Annotated in this window: 22 protein-coding genes and 1 pseudogene; 12 read left to right on the top strand and 11 right to left on the bottom strand. The window is 71.6% G+C overall.

The window, feature by feature from the left end; translation table 11 throughout:
* Positions 1–34 precede the first annotated feature (34 nt).
* Positions 35–664: a TetR/AcrR family transcriptional regulator gene (locus MQN93_RS09615; protein ID WP_242709111.1), complete on the bottom strand. Its 630-nt coding sequence runs from the start codon at positions 662–664 to the stop codon at positions 35–37.
* A 112-nt stretch (positions 665–776) separates the two neighbouring features.
* Between MQN93_RS09615 and MQN93_RS09620 the strand changes: the two genes are divergently transcribed.
* A complete protein-coding gene (locus tag MQN93_RS09620) occupies positions 777–1,844 on the top strand; it encodes an aldo/keto reductase (RefSeq protein ID WP_242709112.1) in 1,068 nt (355 codons plus the stop codon).
* 59 nt (positions 1,845–1,903) lie between these two features.
* Positions 1,904–2,128 (top strand): DUF2277 domain-containing protein, encoded by a 225-nt coding sequence (locus tag MQN93_RS09625; protein WP_016435517.1) that lies wholly within the window; start codon positions 1,904–1,906, stop codon positions 2,126–2,128.
* Positions 2,129–2,216: 88 nt separating this feature from the next.
* On the opposite strand, the gene MQN93_RS09630 is transcribed toward MQN93_RS09625, so the two are convergent.
* The 3 genes from MQN93_RS09630 to MQN93_RS09640 form a co-directional block, all read right to left on the bottom strand.
* Positions 2,217–2,825 carry a DedA family protein gene (locus MQN93_RS09630; protein ID WP_016435518.1) on the bottom strand — a complete coding sequence of 203 codons (609 nt, stop codon included), beginning with the start codon at positions 2,823–2,825 and terminating at the stop codon, positions 2,217–2,219.
* A 166-nt stretch (positions 2,826–2,991) separates the two neighbouring features.
* Entirely contained in the window at positions 2,992–4,620 is a 1,629-nt protein-coding gene (locus tag MQN93_RS09635) for an alkaline phosphatase D family protein (RefSeq protein ID WP_242709113.1), read from the bottom strand.
* 87 nt (positions 4,621–4,707) lie between these two features.
* Complete coding sequence (locus MQN93_RS09640; RefSeq protein ID WP_016435520.1) at positions 4,708–5,352, bottom strand: HNH endonuclease family protein; 645 nt, start codon at positions 5,350–5,352, stop codon at positions 4,708–4,710.
* Between the two features lie 354 nt (positions 5,353–5,706).
* Here MQN93_RS09640 and MQN93_RS09645 point away from each other — a divergent pair, with 354 nt between their 5' ends.
* Together MQN93_RS09645 and MQN93_RS09650 are read left to right on the top strand one after the other, a co-directional pair.
* On the top strand, positions 5,707–6,288 hold the full coding sequence (locus MQN93_RS09645) for a TMEM165/GDT1 family protein (protein WP_016435521.1): 582 nt from the start codon (positions 5,707–5,709) through the stop codon (positions 6,286–6,288).
* A gap of 177 nt (positions 6,289–6,465) precedes the next feature.
* On the top strand, positions 6,466–7,134 hold the full coding sequence (locus MQN93_RS09650; RefSeq protein WP_242709114.1) for an HAD-IA family hydrolase: 669 nt from the start codon (positions 6,466–6,468) through the stop codon (positions 7,132–7,134).
* 122 nt (positions 7,135–7,256) lie between these two features.
* Here MQN93_RS09650 and MQN93_RS09655 read toward each other — a convergent pair whose 3' ends face one another.
* The gene (locus tag MQN93_RS09655; RefSeq protein WP_242709115.1) at positions 7,257–8,210 is read right to left on the bottom strand and encodes a peptidoglycan-binding domain-containing protein; all 954 of its coding nucleotides are present in this window, start codon (positions 8,208–8,210) and stop codon (positions 7,257–7,259) included.
* A 167-nt stretch (positions 8,211–8,377) separates the two neighbouring features.
* Here MQN93_RS09655 and MQN93_RS09660 point away from each other — a divergent pair, with 167 nt between their 5' ends.
* The gene (locus MQN93_RS09660; protein ID WP_242709116.1) at positions 8,378–10,459 is read left to right on the top strand and encodes an MDR family MFS transporter; all 2,082 of its coding nucleotides are present in this window, start codon (positions 8,378–8,380) and stop codon (positions 10,457–10,459) included.
* 61 nt (positions 10,460–10,520) lie between these two features.
* On the opposite strand, the pseudogene MQN93_RS09665 reads toward MQN93_RS09660, so the two are convergent.
* Positions 10,521–11,006, bottom strand: a pseudogene (locus tag MQN93_RS09665) (GNAT family N-acetyltransferase); the annotation flags it as partial.
* A 154-nt stretch (positions 11,007–11,160) separates the two neighbouring features.
* On the opposite strand from MQN93_RS09665, the gene MQN93_RS09670 reads away from it, so the two are divergent.
* Complete coding sequence (locus tag MQN93_RS09670) at positions 11,161–11,874, top strand: hypothetical protein (protein ID WP_242709117.1); 714 nt, start codon at positions 11,161–11,163, stop codon at positions 11,872–11,874.
* Positions 11,875–11,877: 3 nt separating this feature from the next.
* A complete protein-coding gene (locus tag MQN93_RS09675) occupies positions 11,878–12,522 on the top strand; it encodes a hypothetical protein (protein WP_242709118.1) in 645 nt (214 codons plus the stop codon).
* Here MQN93_RS09675 and MQN93_RS09680 read toward each other — a convergent pair.
* Positions 12,511–12,927 (bottom strand): DnaJ family domain-containing protein, encoded by a 417-nt coding sequence (locus MQN93_RS09680; RefSeq protein WP_242709119.1) that lies wholly within the window; start codon positions 12,925–12,927, stop codon positions 12,511–12,513. The two genes, MQN93_RS09675 and MQN93_RS09680, sit on opposite strands and share 12 nt — an antisense overlap.
* Before the next feature lie 81 nt (positions 12,928–13,008).
* Between MQN93_RS09680 and MQN93_RS09685 the strand changes: the two genes are divergently transcribed.
* Entirely contained in the window at positions 13,009–13,398 is a 390-nt protein-coding gene (locus MQN93_RS09685) for an FHA domain-containing protein (protein WP_016435529.1), read from the top strand.
* A 42-nt stretch (positions 13,399–13,440) separates the two neighbouring features.
* Here MQN93_RS09685 and MQN93_RS09690 read toward each other — a convergent pair whose 3' ends face one another.
* The 3 genes from MQN93_RS09690 to proP form a co-directional block, all read right to left on the bottom strand.
* Complete coding sequence (locus tag MQN93_RS09690) at positions 13,441–14,109, bottom strand: O-methyltransferase (protein ID WP_242709120.1); 669 nt, start codon at positions 14,107–14,109, stop codon at positions 13,441–13,443.
* A gap of 52 nt (positions 14,110–14,161) precedes the next feature.
* Positions 14,162–15,271, bottom strand: coding sequence for a DUF2330 domain-containing protein (locus MQN93_RS09695; protein WP_242709121.1), 1,110 nt, complete (start codon positions 15,269–15,271; stop codon positions 14,162–14,164).
* An 85-nt stretch (positions 15,272–15,356) separates the two neighbouring features.
* Positions 15,357–16,712 (bottom strand): glycine betaine/L-proline transporter ProP, encoded by a 1,356-nt coding sequence (proP, locus tag MQN93_RS09700; RefSeq protein WP_242709122.1) that lies wholly within the window; start codon positions 16,710–16,712, stop codon positions 15,357–15,359.
* A 340-nt stretch (positions 16,713–17,052) separates the two neighbouring features.
* On the opposite strand from proP, the gene MQN93_RS09705 reads away from it, so the two are divergent.
* The 4 genes from MQN93_RS09705 (at position 17,053) to MQN93_RS09720 (ending at position 22,899) form a co-directional block, all read left to right on the top strand.
* On the top strand, positions 17,053–19,098 hold the full coding sequence (locus tag MQN93_RS09705; RefSeq protein ID WP_242709123.1) for a bifunctional glycosyltransferase 87/phosphatase PAP2 family protein: 2,046 nt from the start codon (positions 17,053–17,055) through the stop codon (positions 19,096–19,098).
* A 621-nt stretch (positions 19,099–19,719) separates the two neighbouring features.
* Positions 19,720–21,372 (top strand): helix-turn-helix transcriptional regulator, encoded by a 1,653-nt coding sequence (locus tag MQN93_RS09710; RefSeq protein ID WP_242709124.1) that lies wholly within the window; start codon positions 19,720–19,722, stop codon positions 21,370–21,372.
* A gap of 103 nt (positions 21,373–21,475) precedes the next feature.
* Positions 21,476–21,748, top strand: a complete 273-nt coding sequence (locus tag MQN93_RS09715) for a tetratricopeptide repeat protein (protein WP_242709125.1) — start codon at positions 21,476–21,478, stop codon at positions 21,746–21,748.
* Positions 21,745–22,899: a flavin-containing monooxygenase gene (locus MQN93_RS09720; protein ID WP_242709126.1), complete on the top strand. Its 1,155-nt coding sequence runs from the start codon at positions 21,745–21,747 to the stop codon at positions 22,897–22,899. The genes MQN93_RS09715 and MQN93_RS09720 overlap by 4 nt, the downstream gene beginning before the upstream one ends.
* An 80-nt stretch (positions 22,900–22,979) precedes the next feature.
* Here the strand turns inward: MQN93_RS09720 and MQN93_RS09725 are convergent, their stop codons facing one another.
* On the bottom strand, positions 22,980–24,215 hold the full coding sequence (locus MQN93_RS09725) for a cytochrome P450 (protein ID WP_242709127.1): 1,236 nt from the start codon (positions 24,213–24,215) through the stop codon (positions 22,980–22,982).
* Positions 24,216–24,349: the final 134 nt, after the last annotated feature.

The raw sequence follows: 24,349 nt of genomic DNA on the forward strand, positions 1-24,349 counted from the left end.
GTTCGAATTTGGGATGCGAGTTCCTTCCCGGGGTTCACGTACGACCCTCGTGCCCCCGCACATACACCCCCGCACGCGCCGCCGCAGCGGCTGCCTCGGCCGCCCGGTCTGCTGTGGCTTCGTCGAGGTGGTCGTCGGTGGTGAGCAGGCGGTAGTAGAGGGGGGCGGAGACGGCGCGGATCACCTCGTGGGTGTCGGTGCCCTCGGGTACTTCGCCCCGGTCGATGGCCAGTTGGACGCAGGGGGCCCACTCCGTGACGCGGATGTCGTAGAAGCGGTGCAGTGCTTCGGCTGTCCTCGCCTCGCACGTGGCGGCCGCGATCACCGCCTTGAACAGCGCCCCCTGCCGCGGGTCGGCCAAGGTGCGCTGCACGAGGCGGGCGTTGGCCTTGAGGTCGCCGAGCAGTGAGCCGGTCTCGGTGCGTGGCAGTGACTGCTCGGCCATGTCCAGGAGCAGGTCGGCCACCAGGCCGGTCACCGTTCCCCAGCGGCGGTAGACGGTGGTCTTGCCCACCTCGGCGCGGCGTGCGACGTCGGTGAGGTCCAGGTGGGCGAAGCCCTGCTCCGCCAGGGCGTCCCCGGCCGCCCGCAGCACCGCTGCCCGCACTCGCGCCGTGCGCCCTCCCGGACGGACGGTCCCCGGATCCGCACCCTCAAAGCCCATAACGGGACTCCAGTTTCGTTAATCGCTCACACCTGCTACGTTGAGATCCATATTAACGGAACTGAGATCCCGTTAGCCGGATTCGGCGGCGAGTGACGAGAGGTGAACTGTCATGGAATACAGGCGGCTCGGCACATCCGGCCTGCAGGTCCCCGTACTGAGCTTCGGCGCCGGCACCTTCGGCGGCCGAGGGCCGCTGTTCGGTGCCTGGGGCAACACCGATGCGCGGGAAGCACGCCGGCTCGTGGACATCTGCCTCGACGCCGGGATCACGATGTTCGACACCGCCGATGTCTATTCCGACGGCGCCTCCGAGGAAGTGCTCGGCGAGGCGATCAAGGGCCGTAGGGACCAGGTGATCATGTCCACCAAGACCGGCCTGCCGACGGGCGACTGCCCCGGCGACGCGGGCTCCTCCCGTTCACGTCTGATCACCGCATGCGAGAACGCCCTGCGCCGGCTCGGCACCGACCACATCGACCTGTTCCAGTTGCACGCCTTCGACGCCGGCACGCCGATCGAGGAAGTCCTGTCCACGCTCGACGATCTCGTACGCGCGGGGAAGGTCCGCTACCTCGGCATCTCCAACTTCTCCGGCTGGCAGGCGATGAAGTCCCTTGCGGTCGCGGAGAGATACGGCCACCCGCGCCATGTCGCGCACCAGGTCTACTACTCACTCATCGGCCGCGACTACGAATGGGAGCTGATGCCCCTCGGGCTCGACCAGGGTCTCGGAGCCCTCGTCTGGAGCCCGCTCGGCTGGGGTCGGCTCACCGGCAAGGTCCGCCGCGGCCGGCCGCTGCCGGCCGACAGCCGACTGCACCGCACCGCGCAGTTCGGCCCGCCGGTCGAGGACGAACACCTCTACCGCGTGGTCGACGCCCTCGACGAGGTCGCGCAGGAGACCGGCAGGAGCATTCCGCAGATCGCCATCAACTGGCTGCTGCAGCGACCGACCGTCTCCTCCGTCATCATCGGTGCCCGCACCGAGGAGCAGCTCCGCCAGAACCTCGGTGCCGTCGGCTGGATGCTCACGCCCGACCAGATGGCGAGACTCGACGCGGCGAGTGCCAGGACGGCGCCCTACCCGTACTTCCCCTACCAGCGCCAGGAAGGCTTCGCCCGCCTCAACCCGCCGGTCGTCGCACCGCCGGTCGTCACGCCTTCGCCTGCCGCATGACGCCTTCGCCTGCCGCATGACCCATCACAGGCGCACGCGAGTTGGGCGAGACTTGTCCCATGTGCCGAAGCATCAAGACGCTGCGTCCGCCCGCGTTGCCCGAAGAGGCGACGGAGGAAGAGATCAGGGCCGCGGCCCTGCAGTACGTGCGGAAGGTGTCCGGCTTCCGGGCCCCCGCCGCACACAACCAGGAGGTCTTCGACCAGGCCGTCACCGCGATCGCACAGGCCACCGCCCAACTGCTGGACGGCCTGGAGATACGAGGTCAGAAGGTACGGGCCTGACGGGCTGAAAGCCTGGACAGGCTGAGAATCTGGACAGGCTGCGAAAGGGAAAGCGCGGGCCCGTTGCCTGCCGCGCCGGCGGCCGGCCTCAGACCTTTGCCGGACGCCGCATGACGTACGCCGCTCCCGCGCCCGCTCCGAAGAGGGCGAGGACCGACACCGCCGTGGCCAGCCAGGTCGTGCCGAGCCACTGGCCGCCGTAGTAGCCGAGCGCCACGCTGTACGTCGCCCAGGCCAGCCCCGCCAGGGCGGACCAGGGGAGGAACTCGCGGGCGCGGCGGTGGGCGGCGCCCGCGCCGAGGGAGACCACGGAGCGGCCGGCCGGGGCGAACCGGGCGATGATGACCAGCGCCCCGCCGCCGCGGGCGAGCGCCGCGCCGAGACGTTCCTGCGCGGTGGTCAGCCGGCGCGAGCGGGCGATCGCCCGGTCCAGGCGTTCGCCGCCGCGCCAGGCCAGCCGGTAGGCGACCAGGTCACCGAGGACGGAGGCGGTGGCCGCGCAGAGCGTCAGCGCCAGGATGTCGGGCACCGCGTGCGGCACCTGCCCGGTCGCCGAACCGGCGGCCGCCGCCGTGGCCGCCGTGATGACCAGGACGCCGCTCGGCAGGACCGGTACGAACACGTCCAGCAGCACCGACAGCGCCACCATCGCGTAGATCCATGGGCTGCCGGTCAGCGACCCAAGACTCTCCAGCACCGCATACTCCCCGTGACTCCCCCGTTGACCCAACCGTGCCGCGATGTCGCGAGGGAGCGGCAGGGGCGGCCATAACAGCCATACAGCGTACGCCTGGAGTGTGACAGGAGTTTCAGGGGGTGCGCGTGTGATCGGCACAGTTCGTTCACCCGTCACGCGTCCGGCGTCAGGTGCGGCTGAGCGTGGACTCCGTCACCGTCTTCAGCACGTTGTCCGGCCGTGCCTGCTCCAGCCGCAGTCGTGCCGAGCGCCCGCGCAGGGTGAGCGTCATGAGCTGGTTGCCGAACCAGGGGCCGCCCGTCCTGCGCCACGACACCGGCGGCTTGTCGCACCGGCCGTGCCGGGCGAGGCGCCGGCCGAGGCCGCGGGCCACCGCGCTCCAGCCGAAGCGGAACCCGAAGCGCATGTACCGGGGCACGGAGTTGTGCACGGGGGAGCAGGTCAGTTGCAGCACACGGGCGTCCGGGGCGCCGTCCTGCCAGGACGGCTCGGCCACGTACGCGTGATGGACGTCTCCCGACAGGACCAGCACGGTGGCCGGCGCCTCCGGCCCCGAGCCGGCCGTGGCGATCAGGTCGGCCAGCGCCGTGAAGGAGGAGGGGAAGGCCGCCCAGTGCTCCAGGTCGGCCGCCCGCCGCAGCTTCTCCCCGAACCGCGCCCAGCGCGCGCCGCGCTCCCCGCGGCACAGGGCGGCGTCCCATGCCTCGGCGTCGTGCACCAGGTGCGGCAGCAGCCACGGCAGGGAGGTGCCGATCAGCAGGTGGTCGTAGGACCCGGGCGTGTCGAGGACCTGCTCGCGCAGCCACTCGGCCTCGCCGGGGTCGAGCATGGAGCGGTTCTTCTCGTCGAGGACGCGGGCCGCGCGCGAGTCCACCATCAGCAGCCGTGTGCGGCCGAAGTCGCGCCGGTAGCTCCAGCGCACGGCGGCGGCGTCGGCGTCCGCCGCGCAGGCGAAGGCGCGCAGTTCGTCGGTGGCGTCGGGGGCCTCGCGCACCGCCGCGTACAGCGGGTCGTCGGCGATTTCGGCCGGCGAGAGATTGCCGAGGTGCTGGTAGACCCAGTACGACATCAGGCCGCTCAGCAGCCGCTCGCGCCACCAGGCGGTGGCCCGCATGTCCTCCAGCCAGGCGGTGGAGGTGTTCCAGTCGTCGATGACGTCGTGGTCGTCGAAGATCATGCAGCTCGGCACGGTGGACAGCAGCCAGCGGATCTCGGGGTCGAGCCAGGATTCGTAGTAGAGCCGGGTGTACTCCTCGTAGTCCGCCACCTCGCTGCCCGGCGGGTCGTTCAGATCGCGGCGTGCGGCCAGCCAGGTGCGGGTCGCCTCGGAGGTCTCGTCGGCGTAGACCTGGTCGCCCAACAGCAGCAGTACGTCCGGCCGTTCGCCGTCCGGGTGGGCAGCGATGCGTGCGGCGAGGGTGTCCAGGGCGTCGGGGCCGACGGGGTCGTGGGCGTCGGCGGCCGGGGCGGCCCAGCGGCAGGAGCCGAAGGAGACGCGCAGGTCGTCGTCCTCCAGGGAGGTCTTGATGACGGAGGGCGGGAAGGGGGAGTCGGGCAGCGGCCACACCTGTGTGCCGTCGAGGAACACCTCGTACGGCGTGCTGGTCCCGGGCGGCAGTCCGGTGACCGCCACCAGGGCGTAGTGATGGCCCGCGACCTGGAAGGTGCGGGACTCGCCGCGGGTCCCGTCCGCACAGCGCACCTCGGCGGTGCACGGGCGGCTCGCCTCGACCCATACGGTCGCGGACGAGCCGTCGGCGTACCTCAGCAGCGGTCCCAGGCGCAGTTCGGCCACGTGATCACTCTCCTCCGTCGCCCCGTACGGTACGGAACGACGGAGGAGCGCGGGGAGGTTCCGTGCGTAACGATCAGCAGGGGACCGTCAGCAGGAGGACAGGTAGTTCGTCAGCGCCGACTTCTCGGCGGAGTCGACCGAGAGGTTGTAGTAGTGCTTCACCTGTACCCAGGCGCGGACGTAGGTGCAGCGGTACGCGGTCCGCGAGGGCATCCAGGTGGCCGGGTCCTGGTCGCCCTTGGACTGGTTGACGTTGTCGGTGACGGCGAGCAGCTGCGGGCGGGTGACGTCGTTGGCGAGGGCCTCGCGCTGGGCGGTCGTCCACTTGCTCGCGCCGGAGTCCCAGGCCTCGGCGAGCGGGACCAGGTGGTCGATGTCGACGTCGGAGGCGGCGCTCCAGGTCGCACCGTCGTAGGGGGAGTACCAGCTGCCGCTGGTGGCGGTGCAGGCGGAGTCGGTGGTGACGTTCGTACCGTCGCGCTTGAGGATGTACTCGCGGGTGTTGCAGGTGCCCTCGATGGTGTCCCAGGTCGGGAACAGGTCGCGGTCGTAGCCGGTGCGGTTCTCGGTGGCCACGGTGAGGGACGCGAGGTAGGTGCGGGCGGTGGCGGCGCTCACCGGGGTGGGGAGGGCGGCGGAGGCGGTCGGACCGTTGAAGAGTCCGACCGAGGCCACGACCGCGGTGAGCGCGGCGAGTATGCTGAGCCGTCGACGCGCGTAGAGCTTCGACATGCGAACTCCCTTGAGGGTGTGGGGGCTTGGCGGGCGGGCGGGGGAATGCTCGCGTCGCCGCGTTGCGGGAGAGTGTGTGTGCGGTAAGAAGTTAGTGACGTGCACATGACACGACAAGGTTTATGGCCGAACTTCCTTCGCGTACGATGGACGGCGCAGAAGGGGAGTAGCTCTTCGCCGGACCGTCGACACACTGCTCAGCTCGTCTGAGCCGGCGCCCGGAGGCAGGCCCGGATCACGGGGTCGGCCAGCGAGACCTTCGGCAGAGCAGTGCGCATCCGTGTGTGCTGCCGTGCCGAGGTGTCGTGCAGCAGGAACACTCTCGGTGGGGCAGCCCCGACCGATTGAGGGCTTTTGATCAGCATTACCGTCACGGCGCTCGTGTTCGGCGTCGTCTTCCTGGCCGAGCTGCCGGACAAGACCGCGCTCGCCGGACTCGTCCTCGGCACCCGCTATCGCGCCTCGTACGTCTTCGCCGGTGTCGCCGCGGCCTTCGCGCTCCATGTCGTGCTCGCCGTCGCGGCCGGCAGCGTGCTCACCCTGCTGCCGCAGCAGATCGTGCACGCGCTGACGGGTGTGCTCTTCCTCGGTGGTGCCGCGGTGCTGCTGATGAAGAAGGACGAGGACGACGAGGAGATCCGCAAACCCGAGAACCAGTCCTTCTGGAAGGTGGCGAGCGCCGGGTTCATGCTCATCCTGGTCGCCGAGTTCGGTGATCTGACGCAGATCATGACGGCCAACCTCGCGGCCCGCTACGACGACCCGCTCTCCGTCGGCCTCGGTGCCGTGCTGGCCCTGTGGGCGGTGGCCGGGCTCGGCATCGTCGGCGGAAAGGCGCTGATGAAGCGGGTGCCGCTGGCGCTCATCACCAAGGTCGCGGCGCTGCTGATGATCGCGCTCGGCGTGTGGAGCCTGTGGGAAGCCGTGGCCGGCTGAGCTGAACGGCGCGTGAACTGTTCCGGGAGTCGGTGGCGCATCCCGGCCCGATTTTGTACCGTGGATGAACAAAGTGGCTCCCGCCCGTTTTCCCTGACCGGCGGGCGGGGCCGTTTTGTCCTACGGCGCCCACCCCGCGGCCCGTAACCGCCCCACTCCTCGCGCTTGGAGCTGCCGATGACGGTCACCACCGTGCCCACCGTCCTGACCGCCCGCGCCCTCCTGCTCGACATGGACGGCACCCTCGTGAACTCCGACGCCGTCGTCGAGCGCATCTGGCGGCGCTGGGCCGAGCGGCACGGCCTCGACGCGGGCGAGGTCCTGAAGGTGGTGCACGGGCGCCAGGGCTACGCCTCCATGGCGCTGCTGCTGCCCGACCGCCCCGTGGAGCACAACCTCGCCGACAACGCGCGCATGCTCGCCGAGGAGACCGCCGACACGGACGGTGTCGTGGCGATCCCCGGTGCCCCCGAGTTCCTCGCCTCCCTGCGCGGCCTCCCGCACGCCCTGGTGACCTCGGCCGACGAGGCCCTCGCCACGGCCCGGATGGCGGCTGCCGGTCTCCGGCTGCCCGACGTGCGCGTGACCGCTGAGTCGGTCGGCGCCAGCAAGCCGGACCCCGAGGGGTTCCTCAAGGGGGCCGCCGAACTGGGCGTCGAGCCGGCCGACTGCATCGTCTTCGAGGACTCGGCTGCCGGTATCCAGGCGGGGCGCTCCGCTGGGATGCGGGTGGTGGGGGTTGGGGGGCGGGCGGATCTGCATGAGCCCGATGTGGTGGTGGGGGATTTGACTCGGGTGCGGGTCGAAGGTGTTGGCGGCGGGGTTATTCGGGTTTCCGTGAGTTGAGGGTTTCCGTGAGTTGAGGGTTTCCGTGAGTCAGGGGTTGCTGTGGTGCTGGGGGCTGTGCCCCCAGACCCCCCTTCGGCCCTGAAGGGTCTCGTCCTCAAACGTCGGACAGGCTCATCAACTTATGGCTCCCGTGTCTCCGACTCCAGCCTCTGTCTGGTCTCCCTGCCGTACACCCCGCGTTCGTCGCCGTCGATTCCCCGCGCCCATTGGTAGCGGCTGACCGCGTCCTCGACCCAGCGGTCGTAGGTGCCGCGGGGTTTGCGGGTGTAGAGGCCGAGTTGGGTGAGGCGGAGTTCCAGTTCTGTGACCTCTGGGCCCTGGGAGTCGCGGTGAAGGACGGGGGGTCGGTCGGCGCTTCTGTCGGAGGTTTCCGGGCTGCGGGTCGCGGTGGCCGTCGGGGAGGTGGGGGTGGCCGATGCGGACGGGGTCCGGGTGGGGCTTGTCGAGGTGCTGGGGGTGGGGGAGGCCGTGAGCGACGGGGGCGCGCTGCCGGACCGGGTCGGTGGGGGCGGTGCGGATGGCCGGCGCGACTGTGCGGCCTCCGGTGACGGGGCGGACTCCGCTGTCGTCGATGCGTCGTCCGGCACGCTCGCTCGTATGTCGTCGGGGAGGGCGCCGTCGCGCGAGGGCTTGTCGTAGGAGAACAGTCCGCTCGCCAGACCGGCCGCCGTCATCACGGCGACGACGGCGCCGCCCGCGCCGAGCAGCACGGTGCGGCGGCGGCCGCGGGGTCGGGGTGTGCTGTCGTGCTCGTCGTCGGGGGCGTCCTTGGGGGGCGTGGCCTCGAACAGGCTCAGGTCGGCGGTGTCCGGGGGCGTGGGGGGTATCGCGCGCAGGGGCATCGTCGCCTCGGCGGGCGGCGGAGGGGGGTCGGCGTGAGCGGTGCCGTCGTGCTCCAGTTCGACATAAGGGCGTATGCGCAGCGGATCGAAATCCTCTGCCGCCGCCTGCTCGGCCGTACGGGCGTCGCGCAGTGCGTCGGCGGCCCGCCGGGTGCAGCCACACGACGGGGTGTTGTCGCTGTCTCTGGGTGCTCCGCACTCCGGGCACTGGTGACCTGTGGGGTCTGTCACGTGTTCGTCCCTCCCTTCACGCTTCCCTCGCGAACTCCAGAGGTTATCCAGATCATGGTCGGGCCGTTGCCGCGGCCCCGGAATATCGGCTTCCAGCAGGACTCAACAGGCCATAACTGGTCACACCGATCACCATGGACGTGTAACCGGAGCCTCGGGAGGTCTGGATGGCCGGGGATGCGCACGGTATGACGGGAAATGTGCGAGACGCGCAGCCACCCGAAGAGCCCCCGCAGCGGGGCAGCTCAGCCCAGCAGCACGTGTCCGGGAACGTGCTCGTCTCGATCGGCGCGCTGCTGCTGGGGCTGCTGCTGGCCGCCCTCGACCAGACCATCGTGGCGACCGCGCTGCCCACCATCGTCAGCGATCTCGGCGGTCTGGAGCATCTGTCGTGGGTGGTCACCGCCTACCTGCTCGCCTCGACGGCCGCGACGCCGCTGTGGGGCAAACTCGGTGACCAGTACGGACGCAAGAAGCTGTACCAGACCGCGATCGTGCTCTTCCTGATCGGCTCGGCGCTGTGCGGAATGGCGCAGAACATGCCCCAGTTGATCGCCTTCCGGGCCGTACAGGGCCTGGGCGGCGGCGGGCTGATCGTGCTGTCGATGGCGATCGTCGGGGATGTCGTCGCACCGCGTGAACGCGGCCGCTACCAGGGGCTGTTCGGGGCCGTCTTCGGCGCGACGAGCGTGCTGGGCCCGCTGCTGGGCGGCCTGTTCACCGAACACCTCAGCTGGCGCTGGGTGTTCTACGTCAACCTGCCCGTGGGCGTCATCGCGCTCGCCGTGATCGCGACCGCGCTGCACATCCCCCGCAAGTCCACCCGCCACGTCATCGACTACCTCGGCACCTTCCTCATCGCCTCGGTCGCCACCTGTCTGATCCTGGTGGCCTCGCTCGGCGGTACGACCTGGGGCTGGGGCTCGGCGCAGATCATCGGGCTGATCGTCCTCGGCGTCGTGCTGGCCGTGGCGTTCGTGGCCGTGGAGCGGAGGGCGGCCGAACCGGTGCTGCCGCTCAAGCTGTTCCGTATCCGCACCTTCACGCTCTCCGCCGTCATCAGCTTCATCATCGGCTTCGCGATGTTCGGCGCGATGACCTATCTGCCGACGTTCCTCCAGGTCGTCCAGGGCGTGACGCCGACGATGTCCGGGGTGCACATGCTGCCGATGGTGTTCGGCATGCTGCTGTCCTCCACCGGGTCCGGGCAGATCGTCAGCCGCACCGGTCGCTGGAAGGTGTTCCCGATCGCGGGCACCGCGATCACCGCCCTCGGACTGCTCCTGCTGCACCGGCTCGACGAGAACAGCTCCACCGCCGTGATGAGCGTGGACTTCTTCGTCTTCGGCCTCGGACTCGGCCTGGTCATGCAGGTGCTGGTGCTGATCGTGCAGAACGCGGTCTCCTACGAGGACCTCGGCGTCGCCACCTCGGGCGCGACCTTTTTCCGCTCGATCGGCGCCTCGTTCGGCGTCGCCGTCTTCGGCACGGTCTTCGCGAGCCGGCTCACCGACCGGCTGGCGGACGCCTTCAGCGGCAGGCGGCTCCCGCCCGGTGTCACCGCGGACTCGCTGAAGTCCGACCCGCGCGGCATCGGCTCGCTGCCGCCCGCCCTGCGCCCGGACGCCCTGCACGCGTACGCGTCGTCCATCACCGACGTCTTCCTGTACGCCGCCCCCGTCGCCCTGCTCGGCTTCGTGCTCGCCTGGTTCCTCAAGGAGGACAAGCTGCGCGCCTCGGTCACCGCGCCCGACGTCACGGAGACCCTCGCCAGCAACCCGGTCGAGCGCTCCTCCTACGACGAGGTGTGCCGCGCGCTGTCCGTGCTCGGCACCCGGGAGGGCCGGCGCGAGATCTATCGCAAGATCACCGCGCGGGCCGGCTACGACCTGCTGCCCGCGTCGAGCTGGCTGCTGCTGCGGATCAAGAAGTACGGCTGGGTCGAGCCGGCCCTGCTCGCCGAGCGCAGTTCGCTGCCGCTGCAGGTCGTCATCGAGGCCGCCCGCCAGGTCGAGGAGCGCCGGCTGGCCACCCGAGAGGGGCTGGACCTCGTCCTGACCGCACAGGGCCGCGAGGTCGCCGAGCGCCTGTCGCGGGCGCGCGAGGAGTCGCTGGCGGAACTCCTCGGCGACTGGTGGGGCCCCGACCGCCCCACCGACCTCGCCCAACTGATCCACGAACTCAACGACGAACTGTGCGGCTCGGACCGCGAGCAGCCTCACCAGGGGGCGGTGCAGCGGGTTCGGTGAGGTTTTTCGCGGGTGCAGTGGTCGGCGTGGATGTGGCGCATGAGGAGCGAGGCGGCTCAGTGAGGTTCTTGCGGTACCAGTGGTCGGCGTAGGTGTCGTCGTTGTGGGGTGCGCCTTCCTGGTAGCCGAGGCGTGCGTACAGGGTGCGGGCTTCGATGAGGTCGCTGCGGGTGTCGAGGATGATCTGGTGGGCGCCCAGGGCTCGGGCGGCGTCCTCGGCGGCGTGTACCAGGAGTGGGGCGGCGCCGCGGCCGCGTAGCTCCTCGCGCACGAACACCCGGGTCAGCTCGGCGGTCGTCGCGTCCAGCAGCCGTACGCCCGCACAGCCGGCCGGCTCGCCCTCGTGCCGTGCGACGAGCAACTGCCCGGTGGGCGGGGCGAGTTCGGAGCCGGAGTGGGCGGCGATCTCGCGCTCCAGCTCGTCCGGGTCGGTGCGCCGCCGCTCGTGCAGCAGATACCAGCGGTCGCTGACCTCGGTGTAGTACGCCCGCCACAGCGCGGCGGCGACGGGGGAGTCGTAGGGCTCGGGGGCGACGGTCCAGGTCATGGCGGACATTGTCGTAAGGCGCCGCCCACCGCCCGCAACCGAATATGCGGGGACCGACGGGCGCCGTTTGAGGGGGGTCCTGCGGGCAACCCGGACGAAGAACCGGCCCGTTGGGCCGGCCCAGCCGACCCAGCAGACCCATCGGAAGGCACCCATGTCCACAGGCTTGATCATCGCCCTGATCGTGATCGTGGCGGCCGTGGTGGTTGTCGCGGCCGTTCTGGCCCTGCGCAACCGGGGCCCGCGCGGCGGCCGGGACCTGAAGCGGCGCTTCGGTCCCGAGTACGACCGCACCCTGGCCCGCCACGACGGCGACACCAAGGCCACCGAGCGCGAGCTCGCCGAGCGCGTGGAGCGGCACGGTGCGCTGCGTATGCGGCCGCTGGAGGCGGACCGGCGCGAGCAGTTCACCGCCCGCTGGACCGCGGCGCAGGAGCGGTTCGTCGACGCACCGCACGAGGCGGTCGCCGAGGCGGACCGGCTGCTGTCCGAACTGGCCGCCGAGCGCGGCTTCCCGGACGGCGGCCAGTACGAGGAGCAGCTCGCCGCGCTCTCCGTCCACCACGCGCACCATGTGCACGGCTACCGGCACGTCCACCGCGTCGCACGCGCGAGTGCGAGCGGGCAGGACGGCGCCCGGGCCGACACGGAGGAGATGCGCGAGGCCATGGTCGAGGCCCGCGCCCTCTTCGAGGACCTGACGGCCCACGACCGCCACGACGACAAGGCGCACAGGACCGGGACCGACGAGACCGCCCCGGCCGACCGGGCGCACGCGCGCACCACGGACCGTACGAAGAAGAGTCACGGCGAAGGCCGCAGCCCCCTGCCGTGGGCCTTCGACCGACGCCATGCGAAGGGGAGTTGAGCGATGACGGACGCAACGACCGGCCCCGGCGCGAACGAGGCCGCGGGCCGCGGGACCCCGCAGGGTCACGACAGGTTGGTGGCACCGACGCCGACCGAGGGCACCGGCCACGGCGCCGACGAGACCGCGGGACGCGAGACCGCCGGACGGGAGACCGCGGGACGCGAGACCGCGCCGGGCCACGACAGGCTGGTGGCGCCGACGCCGCACGAGGCGGCCGACCCCGAGGCCCCGGCCCCGGGCACCGCCCCCAGGAGCACGGAGGACCTCACCGACCCCACGGGCCGTACGGACCACACCGGCACCGCCGAGCACAAGAGCCCCACTGGCCACAGCACCGGCGGCCTGCTGCCCCACGACGAGTGCGACAAGCTCGAACTGCGGCTCCGCAACGCCGTGGCGGGGTTCGTCGACAGCCCGAAGGCGGCCGTCGAGGAGGCCGACCACGTGGTGGAGGAGATCGCCGGCCGCTTCACCGAGGCACTGACCCGGCGCCGCCGCACCCTGCGCACGTCCTGGCACGACGGACAGGGCGCGCACGACGGCAAGGACACCGGGGCGGCCAAGGCCACGCACCCCGACACCGAGCAACTCCGGCTGGCCCTGCGGGACTACCGGGAACTGGCGGAACGCCTGCTACGCGGATGAACCGGCCGCTGCCGTCCGGCGCCTGTGCCATTCCCGGACGACCTCCTCGACGTCGTACGGCTTCTTGCCGAGCGGAGGTCCGGGCGGCGGCTTGAACATCATCTCGCGGATCTTGACGTTGACGTCGTCGATGATCTTTCGCACGATCCGCTCCGAGGGCGCCTCGTAGGCTGCTGCGAGTGCGTCCTCGGCCTCTTTGCGCAGCGCCAGGGTCGGAGGCAGGACCGAGAGGCCCTCGCGGGCCATCTTGCCCTTGATCCACCACAGTTCGTCGTACGACGTGTCGGCGGGCAGCGGCTTGCCCGCGCCGGAGATCTCGGCGAACTCCCCGCGCCGCTCGGCGTCCCGGATCTGCTTGTCGACCCAGCTCTCGAACGAGACGCCAGGTGGCTTTCGCTCGGTCATGACTTCATTGTGCCGGACGCGGTGTGGTCGGGCGATTTAGTATGCGGCCGCTGTGTAAGGACACTTCATGAGGAGCAGCGCGTGCTCGAACTGACCATGGCCACCGTCTCCGGCGAAGAAGGAGCCACGGCCGGCATGATGTTGGCCGACGCGCCGAGCGAGCCCGGCGCCGTGCTGCGGGTGGGCCGGGACAAGACGGTGTGCCGTCTGGCGACGCCCGACGACTGGCTATTCGTCTCGCGCGTCCACCTGGAGTTCCAGTGCGGCCCGGAGGGTGCCTGGCAGGTCACTTGGCTGCGCGGCTCGCAGGCCGACCCGTCCTCCGAAGTCCGGCTCGTCGTCGGGGAGTACGCGCAGCCGCTCGTCTACGGCGGGACCGTGGCGCTGCCCCGGGGCGGCAACGGCGAGATCGTCGTCCAGGACCGCACGGCCCCGCGCAGCGTCAACATCGGCTTCTACCACGAGTTCTAGCGCGGCCCCCGGGAACTCGGCCGCGCTCCGGGTCCGTACGGGCTAGAGCACGCGCGCGAGCGCGAAGCCGTCGTGGCCCTTGCTGCCCACGGTCTGGAGCGCGGTGCCCGTCAACCTCGGGTGGCGGGCGATCAGTTCGATGGCGGCGCGGCTGCCCACGACGTCCGGGTCGGTGCTGTCCGCGTCGGTGACCCGGCCCTGCCGTACGACGTTGTCGACGACGATCAGGCTGCCCGAGCGGGTGAGCCTGAGCGCCCACTCCACGTACTGCGGGTTGTTGCCCTTGTCGGCGTCGATGAAGACCAGGTCGAAGGGGGCCGGGTTCTCGTCGGCCAGCTTGGGCAGCGACTCCAGCGCGGGCCCCACCCGCACCTCGGCGATCCGCTCCAGGCCCGCGCGGGCGATGTTGCGGGTGGCGACCTCGGCGTGCCGGGCGCTGTACTCCAGCGAGATCAGGCGGCCGCTCGTCGGGAGGGCGCGGGCCATCCAGATGGTGCTGTAGCCGCCGAGGGTGCCGATCTCCAGGATGGTGCGGGCGCCCTGGATCTGGGCGAGCAGCTGCAGGAACTTGCCCTGGGGCGCGGTGACCGCGACCCGCGGCAGTCCGGCGGCCTCGCTCTCGCGGACGGCCGCGTCGAGGGCCTCGTCGTTCGGCGAGAGCTGGGTGGTGAAGTAGTCGTCCACGTCGTCCCAGAGCTGCGACTCGCTCATTCACCTGCGCCTTTCGTACGGCTCGGCTCGTTACGGCTTCTAACTAGCTCGCCTAACGAACTCCAGTATGCGCCGGTTCCGGGCTTCGGGAGCGCCGTACGGCGAACAGGACCACGGCCGTCACGAGCAGCGCGAGGGTGCCCACGACCGTGAGCAGCCAGGCGGGGATCCCGGCCACCGTGCGCAGGTGGTCCTCGTAGACGACCTGCTGGTACGGGGCGTCGGAGGGGGCCCGGCGCAGTTCGTGGTCGCCGGAGATCGACGAGGGCACGGGGAACTCCTGGCCGATGGCGGTGAGATACGGCGCGCCCTTGGCGAGGTCGGCCAGCGGGCCCCGGGACGTGTCGACGCGTCCGGCGTAGGTGACGCGGGGGCGCTCGCCGCCGATCGCCGAGCGGGTCTGCATGCGGTGCGCGGCGAGGACGTAGAGGCCGAGCGACTGCGGGGTGCGGGCCAGGCGCGACAGGCGCATCGGGTAGACGGGGCGGGCGGACGCGAAGGTGAGGTGGAGGGGGTCGAGGGTGCCGTTCAGGGGGGCGCCCGCGGTGTCGGGGGCGAGCCGGACGGCGACGTACTCCCAGTGCTTGCTGACGTACGGCTGCAGGGCGTCCTGGAGGCGCGGGGGCATGACGAAGCCGTTGTCGTGCAGCCAGTCGTCCAGGGCGGCCGGGTCGGTGGCGGTCAGGCGTGCCACGTCGAAGGGGCCGAGCTTCTGCCGGCCGACCACGCCCACGCCTCGTGGCGCGCCGGCGCCCGGGGGTGTGGCGGCGGCGCTGTCGTCGGCCGCGAACGGCCAGTCGCCGTCGTCGGGCCAGAAGTGATAGCGGTCGCGGTGCACCGGGGCGGTGGCGGCCCTGAGCTGGGTGAACAACTCGGGGTCACCGAGCTTGACCGTGGCCCGATGCGGCACCGGCATGATCCACGCAGCCTTCTCGGCGTCCCCGTCGACGGTCAGACTCATCACGACCTGCTCCCGCCGCCCGTCCCACCGCACGACGGACTCCTCGCGGCCCACGCCCACGTTCTCGCGCGCCCCCGGAATCATGGCCCCGCAGCCACACGCGTAGGCCGGCGCGATCAGCGACCCCAACTGGATCCCCAGCAGTGCCAGAACGACCACCAGCACCCGCCCGCGCACCCATTTCCGCAGGAAACGACCCATCCCTCAAGCCTCCGTAACCCCGTGAACGAGCCTTGGGACGCTACGGGGGCCGGGGTGGTTCCGGGGGGCGTGCTCGCGCGGTCGCCTACGCCTCCACCGACGGCGCCGACCCCGGCAACGGTCGCCCGGCGGACTCCGCCATGAACCAGACCGCGACTCCGCCGATCACGGCCGCCGCCATCATGTAGTACGCGGGCATCATCATGTTGCCGGTGGCGCCGATGAGGGCTGTGACGACCAGCGGGGTCGTGCCCCCGAACAGCGAGACCGACACGTTGAAGCCGATGGACAGGGAGCCGTAGCGGACCCGGGTGGGGAAGAGGGCCGGCAGGGCGGAGGGCATGGCGGCGGTGAAGCAGACCAGGAGCAGGCCCAGGGCGGCCATGCCGAGGGCGACGGCGGCCAGGCTGCCCTGGCGGATCAGGAGGATCGCCGGGACGGACAGGAGCAGGAAGCCCGCGCAGCCCGCGGCGATCACGGGACGGCGGCCGACCCGGTCGGTCAGGGCGCCCGCGAAGGGCTGGACGATCATCATCAGCGCCATCACGCCGAGGACGACGAGCAGGCCGTGCGTCTCGTCGTAGTGCAGCTCGCTGGTGAGATAGCTCGGCATGTACGACAGCAGCATGTAGTCGGTGACGTTGAAGACCAGCACCAGGCCGACGCAGAGCAGCAGCGCCCGCCACTGACCGGTGATCATCTCCCGCAGCGGCACCTTCGGCCGGACGGCCTCCGCCTTCTCGACCTCGGCCGCGAACGCCGGCGTCTCCTCCAGGCGCATCCGCAGATACAGGCCGATGATGCCCATCGGGCCCGCGATCAGGAACGGGATCCGCCAGCCCCACGACACCAGGTCGTCACTCGACAGCAGCGCCGTCATCAGCGTGACCAGACCCGCGCCGCCGATGTACCCGGCCAGCGTGCCGAACTCCAGCCAGCTGCCGAGGAACCCGCGCCGCTTGTCGGGCGCGTACTCGGCGATGAAGGTGGACGCGCCCGCGTACTCGCCGCCGGTGGAGAAGCCCTGCACGAGCCGCGCCACGAGCAGCAGCACCGGGGCGCCGACGCCGATGGTGGCGTACGACGGGATCAGGCCGATCGCGAACGTACCCGCAGCCATCATGATCATGGTCACCGCGAGCACCTTCTGCCGGCCGATCCGGTCGCCGAGCGGACCGAAGACCATGCCGCCGAGCGGGCGGACCAGGAAGGCCGCCGCGAAGGCGCCGAATGTGGACAGCAGCTGCGCGGTGGGGTTGCCGGACGGAAAGAAGACCTTGCCCAGGGTCACCGCGATGTAGCTGTAGACGCCGAAGTCGAACCACTCCATCGCGTTGCCCAGCGCGGCGGCCTTCACGGCGCGGCGGACCAGGGCTGAGTCGGTGGTGGTGGCATCGGGGGCGATGCGTACGGGAGGGGCGCTGACGGTGGCTGTCGCCAAGAGCTCGCTCGCCTACCTTTCGACGGGGACAGGGGCGCGGCCCGTCCGGCGACGGTGACGGGGGCCGAAAAGCGACCATAAGGGCCCTCGCCCCCTAACGGATCGCACGCAGGTCGTTGCACAGCGCACCTAAAGGGCGTGTGTACAGCGCCGTCCGCCCGGCCGCGAGCCGTTCCCACCCGCTTTCGTTGTGAGCCATCTCGCGTCCAGCAGAGGCAACCGACCCCCCTGCGCACTATCGTCTTTGCGACAAAAGGAGAACGGACGACAGGTGAAGCAGGGGTAGCCTGCGTCTCTCTCGGGGGGTACTCAGAACGGCGGGGCGGGAGGCCTACGGGGCGTGGCGAACGTGGAGCACAGCGGGCGACCGGCGAAAGCCTTCGGAGCGACGGCTGTCGGCGGGGCCAGGGGGCGTCTGAGAGCGGCGCGCCTGGGCCTGTGGCTGGTCGCGGCGGTCCTCGTCGTGCGCCAGGTGGCCGTCGTGCTGAGCACGCCCAGAGGCGAGCGGCTGACCGACCTGGAGACCTGGGTCGGCCCGAACGGCGTCCTGCATGTGAAGGGCTCGCTGTACGACTCCACGCAGTTCACCGGCACACCCTTCGCCGGACTCGTCCTCAAACCCCTCACCCGCGCCGCCGAGCAGGCCCTCGGCTGGGGCTGGACCTTCGGCACGCTGCTGCTGGTCGTCGCGCTCGGCCTGGTCGCGGCCCGCGCCCTGCCGCAGCCGGTGAGCAGGCGGACCTCGCTGCTGGCCGCGCCGGTCGCGGTCAGCCTGCTGTTGCTGTCGCTGCCGGTCCGCAACGCGCTCTGGCTCGGCCAGATCAGCATCCTGCCGGTGCTGCTGGTGCTCGTCGGCTGCTTCATCGTGCGCGGGGAGCGTACGAGCGGCCTCCTGATCGGGCTCGCCGCCGCCTTGCAGCCGACCGTGCTGCTCTTCGCGCCGCTGCTGTGGTTCACCGGGCGGCGCCGGGCCGCCGTGTCCGCCGGGGTCACGTTCGTCGCGTCGACCGCGCTCGCCTGGGCCGCGATGCCGCACGACTCGTACACGTACTGGGTGCACCACATGGCGGGCACCGGTCTCGGCGGCCCGGCCGACGACCTCGCCAACGAGTCCCTGCACGGCGCGCTGCTGCGGCTGGGCCTGACCGGGCCGCTGGAGATCGCCCTCTTCTTCACGCTCGGCGTCGCGGTCGCCGTCCTCGGCGTACGCCGCGCCGTGCGCTACGCGCGCGACGGACAGCTGCTCCTCGCCGTCGCCATCACCGGCTGCGCGGCCGTCGCCGTCTCCCCGACCACCTGGCAGCACCAGCTGCTGTGGGTGCTGCTCGCGGTCGTCGGGCGGGTCGGCAGGCGGGCCTCCGACCGGTATGTGTGGCCGGTGGCGGTTGTCCTGGTGATGACGTTGCCCGCGAAGATGATCCTGCCGAACATGTCGGCGGTGTACACCCTGCGGGACAACGTCGTCCTGCTCGCCGCCCTCGCCGCGGCGACGCTCGTGCCGTTCCTGTCGCGCACCTCGCCGCACTACCAGTCACCGGTCCCGACCGAGTACGCCGAGCCCGTGCCGGCCCGGCTGCGGCACGTCCCGCTGCTGCCGGTGCTGCGCCGGGTCCTCACACGCCCCAACCTGCTCCTTGAACTGCTGCTGATCCGCGTCACCTACGCCGCCTACCAGAAGGTCAGGCTCGCGGCGACGGGCGGCTCCAACTCGGCCGGGCGGGCGCGGGCCGAGCACCACGGCCACGAGATCCTCGACATCGAGCGGTTCATGCACATCGACATCGAGCACTGGGTCAACCACGCGGTGGTCAAGGTCGACTGGCTGCGCTCCTTCTTCGACTTCTACTACGAGTCGTTCCACTTCGTCGTCCCGCTGAGCGTCCTCGCCGTCCTGTACTGGCGCCGCCCGGTCGACTACCGCTGGGCCCGCTCGTCCCTCGGCTTCGCCACCCTGCTGGCCCTGGTCGGCTTCTGGCTCTACCCCCTGGCCCCACCGCGCCTGCTCCCCGGCCTCGGCATCATCGACACCGTCCACGGCGTCCAGGACTTCTCCAAGCCGGACTACGGCACCCTGACGGCCCTGACCAACCAGTACGCGGCGATGCCGTCCCTGCACTTCGGCTGGGCGCTGTGGTGCGGCGTGGTGATCGCTGTCATCGCCCCAAGGTGGTGGATGAAGACCCTAGGCCTCCTCCACCCCTTCTTCACGGTCTCGGCCATCGTGGCCACGGGCAACCACTGGGTCCTGGACGCGGCGGGCGGCGCGGCCGTCGTGGGCGCGGGCTTCGGTCTCGCGTATCTGTTCCAGGGGCCACGAGCGAGGTCGACCACGACAACGGCGGCGCACAAGGAGCCGGCACCGGAGCGGCAACCGTCACCGAGCTGACCTGCACCAGGGGCTTCGCCGCGGTGTCGGGGGTGCGTGCGGCGTCGGTGGGGGCGAAGGAGCGGTAGCCGGAGTAACGGCGTCGGTGCGCGGTCTCGGCGATTGTGGTGGCGGGCGGTCGGCGGATGCTGGGCGCGGTGGGCGGTGCGGCCGTCGCAGGTGGGGGCTCGGTCTGGCGTACGTGTTCTGGGGGGGGCCGCAGGCCGGGTTCGCCGCGGTGGCGGCGCGCGCGTGGAGTCGGTGGCGGCGGGGGAGTCGTCGCCGGGCTCACGGCGTCGGTGCGCGGGATCGGTTTCGCGTCCGTGTTACGGGGTTGCGGGCGAGCTTCGGTCTGCGATGGCGGTGCGCGAGGAATCGGTGGTGGTGAAGGATCCGTCTCCGGGCTGACCTGTTTCAGGGTTGCGGGCCTGGTCTCCCGCGGCGACGGCGGTGTGCGAGGAGCGGGTGTCGGCGGGGGAGTCGTCGCCGGGCTGGTCTGTGGCAGGGAGCGCGGGTGAGGTTTGCCGTGGTGGGGGCGGTGCGGCGGCGGACTGGGCAGGGCCCGGAGCTGCGGTCCGCGGAGGAACCGTTTCCCGGCTGACAGCGTCGCCCCGTTTGGGGTGGAATGTGGGGGGAGGCGGTATGGACTGGGACGCGTGCGTGGAGCGGGGGCGGGAGGCTGTGCGTGTCCAGGCGTGGGGTGAGGCGTGCGAGGTGCTGGGGGCGGCTGATGTCGAGCGGCCGCTGGGGATCGGTGACCTGGAGTTGCTGGCCGAGGCCGCGGACATGGTGGGGCGCTGCGGCGACGCGGTCACCCTGTTGCGTCGGGCGTACACCGCGCACGCGGAGGCTGGGGCCGTGGGACGGGCGCTGCGCTGTGCGTACTGGCTGTGCAAGGCGCTGGCGTGGGGCGGTGAGTTCGCCCAGTCGGGGGCCTGGCTGGCCCGCGCGCGGCGCCTGGCGGAGACGGAGCCCGGCTGCGCGGAGTGCGCGTATCTGGTGCTCCTGGAGGCCGAACTGCACTTCCGCGCGGGCGAGTTCCCGCAGATGCTGGAGGCGGTACGGCGGCTGCCCGAGGCGGCGCACCCCGGCACGGACCCCGACCTCGCGGCCGGTACGACGATGCTCCGCGGCCTCGCGCTCGTCAGCAACGGCGACATCGCCGCCGGCCTCGCCGACCTCGACGACGCGATGGTGGCCGTGGCCGGGGGCACGGTGTCCGCGCGCTGTACCGGGATGATCTACTGCGCCGTCATCGGCATCTGCCAGGAGCTGCAGGAACTGCGCCGCGCCCAGGAGTGGAGCGATGCCCTGGCCGAGTGGTGTGCCGCCCAGCCCGACTTCACCGGCGCTTACCGCGGACTGTGCCGGGTGCACCGGGTCGCCCTGCTCCAGCTCGGCGGCGCCTGGCCGGACGCGGTCCGCGAGGCACGTCTCGCCTGCGCCCAGCTGACCGGCGGCTACGGCGAGGGCGCGGCGGGCGGCGCCTTCTACCAGCTGGCCGAACTGCACCGACTGCGCGGCGAGTTCGCCGACGCCGAACAGGCCTACCGCGACACCCTGCACCACGGCTGGGACGCCCAACCGGGCCTCGCGCTGCTCTGGCTGGCCCGCGGCCGCCGCGAGGAGGCGACGGCGGCGATCCGCCGGGCCCTGGCAGAGACGGCGGAGCCGATGCGCCGGGCCCGGCTGCTGCCGGCGGCGGTGGAGATCCTGCTGGCGGGCGGCGCGGACGGCCCGCGCGAGGCGGCGCCCGCCGTCGACGAACTGCGGGCGATCGCCCGTGGCCACGGTGCGGCGGCCCTGCGCGCGACGGCCGGGCAGGCCGCCGGTGACGTACGGCTGGCCGAAGGGGCCGCGCAGCAGGCGCTGCCGCCGCTGCGGGAGGCCGGGCGGCTGTGGCGGGAGCTGGACGTGCCGTACGAGGCGGCGCGGGTCGGGGTGTTGGTGGGTCTGGCCTGCCGGGCGCTCGGCGACGAGGCGTCGGCGGGACTGGAGCTGGACGCGGCCCGGCAGGTCTTCGAGCGGCTCGGCGCCGGTCCCGACGCGGCCCGCGTCCGGCGCCTGACCGGCGGCGAGGACCGCTCGCCGCTCTCCCCCCGCGAGCTGGAGGTCGTACGACTCCTGGCCCGCGGCAGCAGCAACCACGCCATCGCCGCGGAGCTGTTCCTCAGCGAGAAGACCGTCGCCCGTCACCTCAGCAACATCTTCGGCAAGCTCGGGGTGACGTCCCGCACGGCGGCCGCGGCGTACGCGTTCGAGCACGGGCTCGTGGAGCGGGACCCGTCCGCGTAGAACCACCCAGCCGCCGGCTGCGTAGAACCACCCATGCCGCCACCTGCACGGTTGGGCATTCCTGTCGATGCGCCCGCGCCCGCCCGGGCGCGAGCATCGAGCTGTGTCCGACGACGAGACCCCGCAAGGCACCCCGCGGAGTACCCCGCGGAGCACCCCGCAAGGCACCCCGCAGAGCCTGCGAGCCCAGATACGCGCGGCGCGGCTCCGGCTCGCCGACAGTGCCGCGGACCTCGGCACGCTGCTGCGACTGCTCGGCGAGTACACCGAGGCCGAGCGGCTGCTGCGGCAGGCGCTGGAGATCTACGAGGCCGACCGCGCCGGCCACCGCCGGACACCTCCCGACCGCAGCCACACCCTCAAGGAGCTGTCATGAGCACCGAGCACATCGAGACCGTTGTCATCGGCGGCGGACAGGCCGGCCTGGCGACCGGCTACCACCTGGCCCGCAGGGGACGGCCGTTCGTGATCCTGGACGCGGGCGAGCGCGTCGGCGACGCCTGGCGGCAGCGCTGGGACTCGCTGCGGCTGTTCAGCCCGGCGAGGTTCGACGGCCTGCCGGGACTGCCGTATCCCGGCCCCGCCTGGTCCTTCCCCACCCGCGACGAGTTCGCCGACTACCTCCAGGCGTACGCGGCCTGGGCGGAGCTGCCCGTGCGGACCCGGACCGCGGTGCGCAGGGTGTCGTACGATGGCGAAGGCGGCCGCTACCTCGTCGAGACGGACGGCGACCTGCGCTACGAGGCGGACAACGTCGTGGTCGCGGCGGGCCACGACCGCCTGCCGAAAACCCCCGCCTACGCCGGTCAACTGGCCCCGCACATCCGCCAGTTGCACTCGGCCGACTACCACAACCCCGGCGAGCTGCAGGACGGCCCGGTCCTGGTCGTCGGTGCCGGGAACTCCGGCGCCGACATCGCGCTCGAACTCGCCCGCAGCCACCGGGTGTTGCTCTCGGGCCCGCACCCGGGGCAGCTCCCCTGGCACATCGAGCGCCGCCCCGCCCATGTCCTGGTCCCGGCGCTCTTCTTCCTCTTCCGCCACGTGCTGACCGTCCGCACCCCGATCGGCCGCAAGGTCCGCCCCAAGGTGCTCGCGCACAGCGCCCCGCTGATCCGGGTGAAGTCCGCCGACCTGAAGGCGGCCGGTGTGGAGCGCGTGGCACGCACGACCGGTGTGCGCGAGGGCCGCCCGGTGCTCGCCGACGGCAGCACGCCGGACGTCGCCAACGTCGTGTGGTGCACGGGCTACCGGCCGGACATCTCCTGGATCGACCTGCCGGACGCGCACGTCTTCGACGAGGACGGCGAACCGGCCCAGCGCCGCGGCGTGGTGGACTGCTCGCCCGGCCTGTACTTCGTCGGCCGCCTCTTCCAGTACGCGGTCGCCTCGTCGATGATCCAGGGCGTCGGCCGGGACGCCGAGCATGTCGTACGGCATCTGGTGGCGCGGTCCGGGCCCGCGGCGCGCGGCCGGAACGAGGACGAGGACACCGCGGCCCTCGGGGGAGGCAGGAGCGGGGCGTAGGGGAGAGGCTCCCGCCTCCCTCGGGGACCGCGGAAGCGTCGACGGGCCGGCGGCTCCGGGATGCCGCCGACCCGAGTTCGTCAACCGGCCTGTACGGGTAGGTGCTTGACGCCGTTGATCCACGAGGAGCGCAGGCGGTCGGGGTCACCGGTCAGGGTGAGACCGGGCAGGGCGTCGGCGACGGCGTTGAAGATCAGGTCGATCTCCAGGACGGCCAGCGACTTGCCGAGGCAGTAGTGCGGGCCTCCGCCGCCGAAGCCGAGGTGGGGGTTGGGGTCGCGGAGGATGTCGAAGGTGTCGGGGTCGGTGAAGACCTCGGGGTCGTGGTTGGCGGCGGCGTAGAAGATGCCGACGCGGTCGCCCTTCTTGATCTGCTTGCCGCCGAGTTCGAGGTCCTGGGTGGCGGTGCGCTGGAAGGCGTTGACGGGGGTCGCCCAGCGCACGATCTCCTCGGCCGCGGTCTGCGGACGTTCCCGCTTGTAGAGGTCCCACTGGTCGGGGTGGGTGAGGAAGGCGTGCATGCCGTGGGTGATGGCGTTCCGGGTCGTCTCGTTGCCCGCCACCGACAGCATCAGCACGAAGAAGCCGAACTCGTCGGAGTTCAGGTTCCCTTCGTCCTCCGCCGCCACCAGCGTCGTCACGATGTCCTTGGCCGGGCACTGCTTGCGGTCGGCGGCCATGTTCATGGCGTAGGCGATGAGTTCGGTGGCCGACTCGGCGCCGACCTCCTCGGTGATGGCGTACTCGGGGTCGTCGTACGCGATCATCTTGTTGGACCAGTCGAAGATCTTGGCCCGGTCGTCCTGCGGGATGCCGATGAGCTCGGCGATGGCCTGCAGGGGCAGTTCGCAGGCGACCTCGGTGACGAAGTCGAAGGTGCCGTCCTGGGCGAGGGCGTTCTGCGCGATGGCGCGGGCGCGCTCGCGCAGCCGGTCCTCCAGCGCCCGGATGGCGCGCGGGGTGAAGACGCGCTGCACGATCTGGCGCACCCGGGTGTGCTCCGGCGGATCCATGTTGAGCAGGATCAGCCGCTGCATGTCGATGGCGTCGCGCTCGATGTGCTCGTTGAAGCGGATGATCGCCGTGTTCTGCCAGGACGAGAACAACTCCGGGTGGGTGGAGACGTACTTGACGTCCGCGTGCCGGGTGACGGCCCAGTACCCCTCGTCCTGGAAGCCGGCGACATTGCCCGACTGCGGGATCCAGCGGACCGGTTCGGCGCGCCGCAGCTCGGCGAACTCCGGCAGGGGCACACGGTGGTGCAGCAGGTCGGGGTCGGTGAGGTCGAACCCGTCGGGGAGAGCTGGACAGGGCATGGGCGACTCCCAGCTGTTCTGACGGCCCATCAGGTTTGCCGTGAAGGTAGTAACGGGTTCTACAAGAGGCAATAGGTACGGCAAGCCGAATTGCGTGCACGACCCTTGCGGTTGTGCACGCCGGGTCAGCAGAC

This window comes from Streptomyces spinosisporus (genome assembly GCF_022698145.1).
Classification (GTDB): domain Bacteria; phylum Actinomycetota; class Actinomycetes; order Streptomycetales; family Streptomycetaceae; genus Streptomyces; species Streptomyces spinosisporus.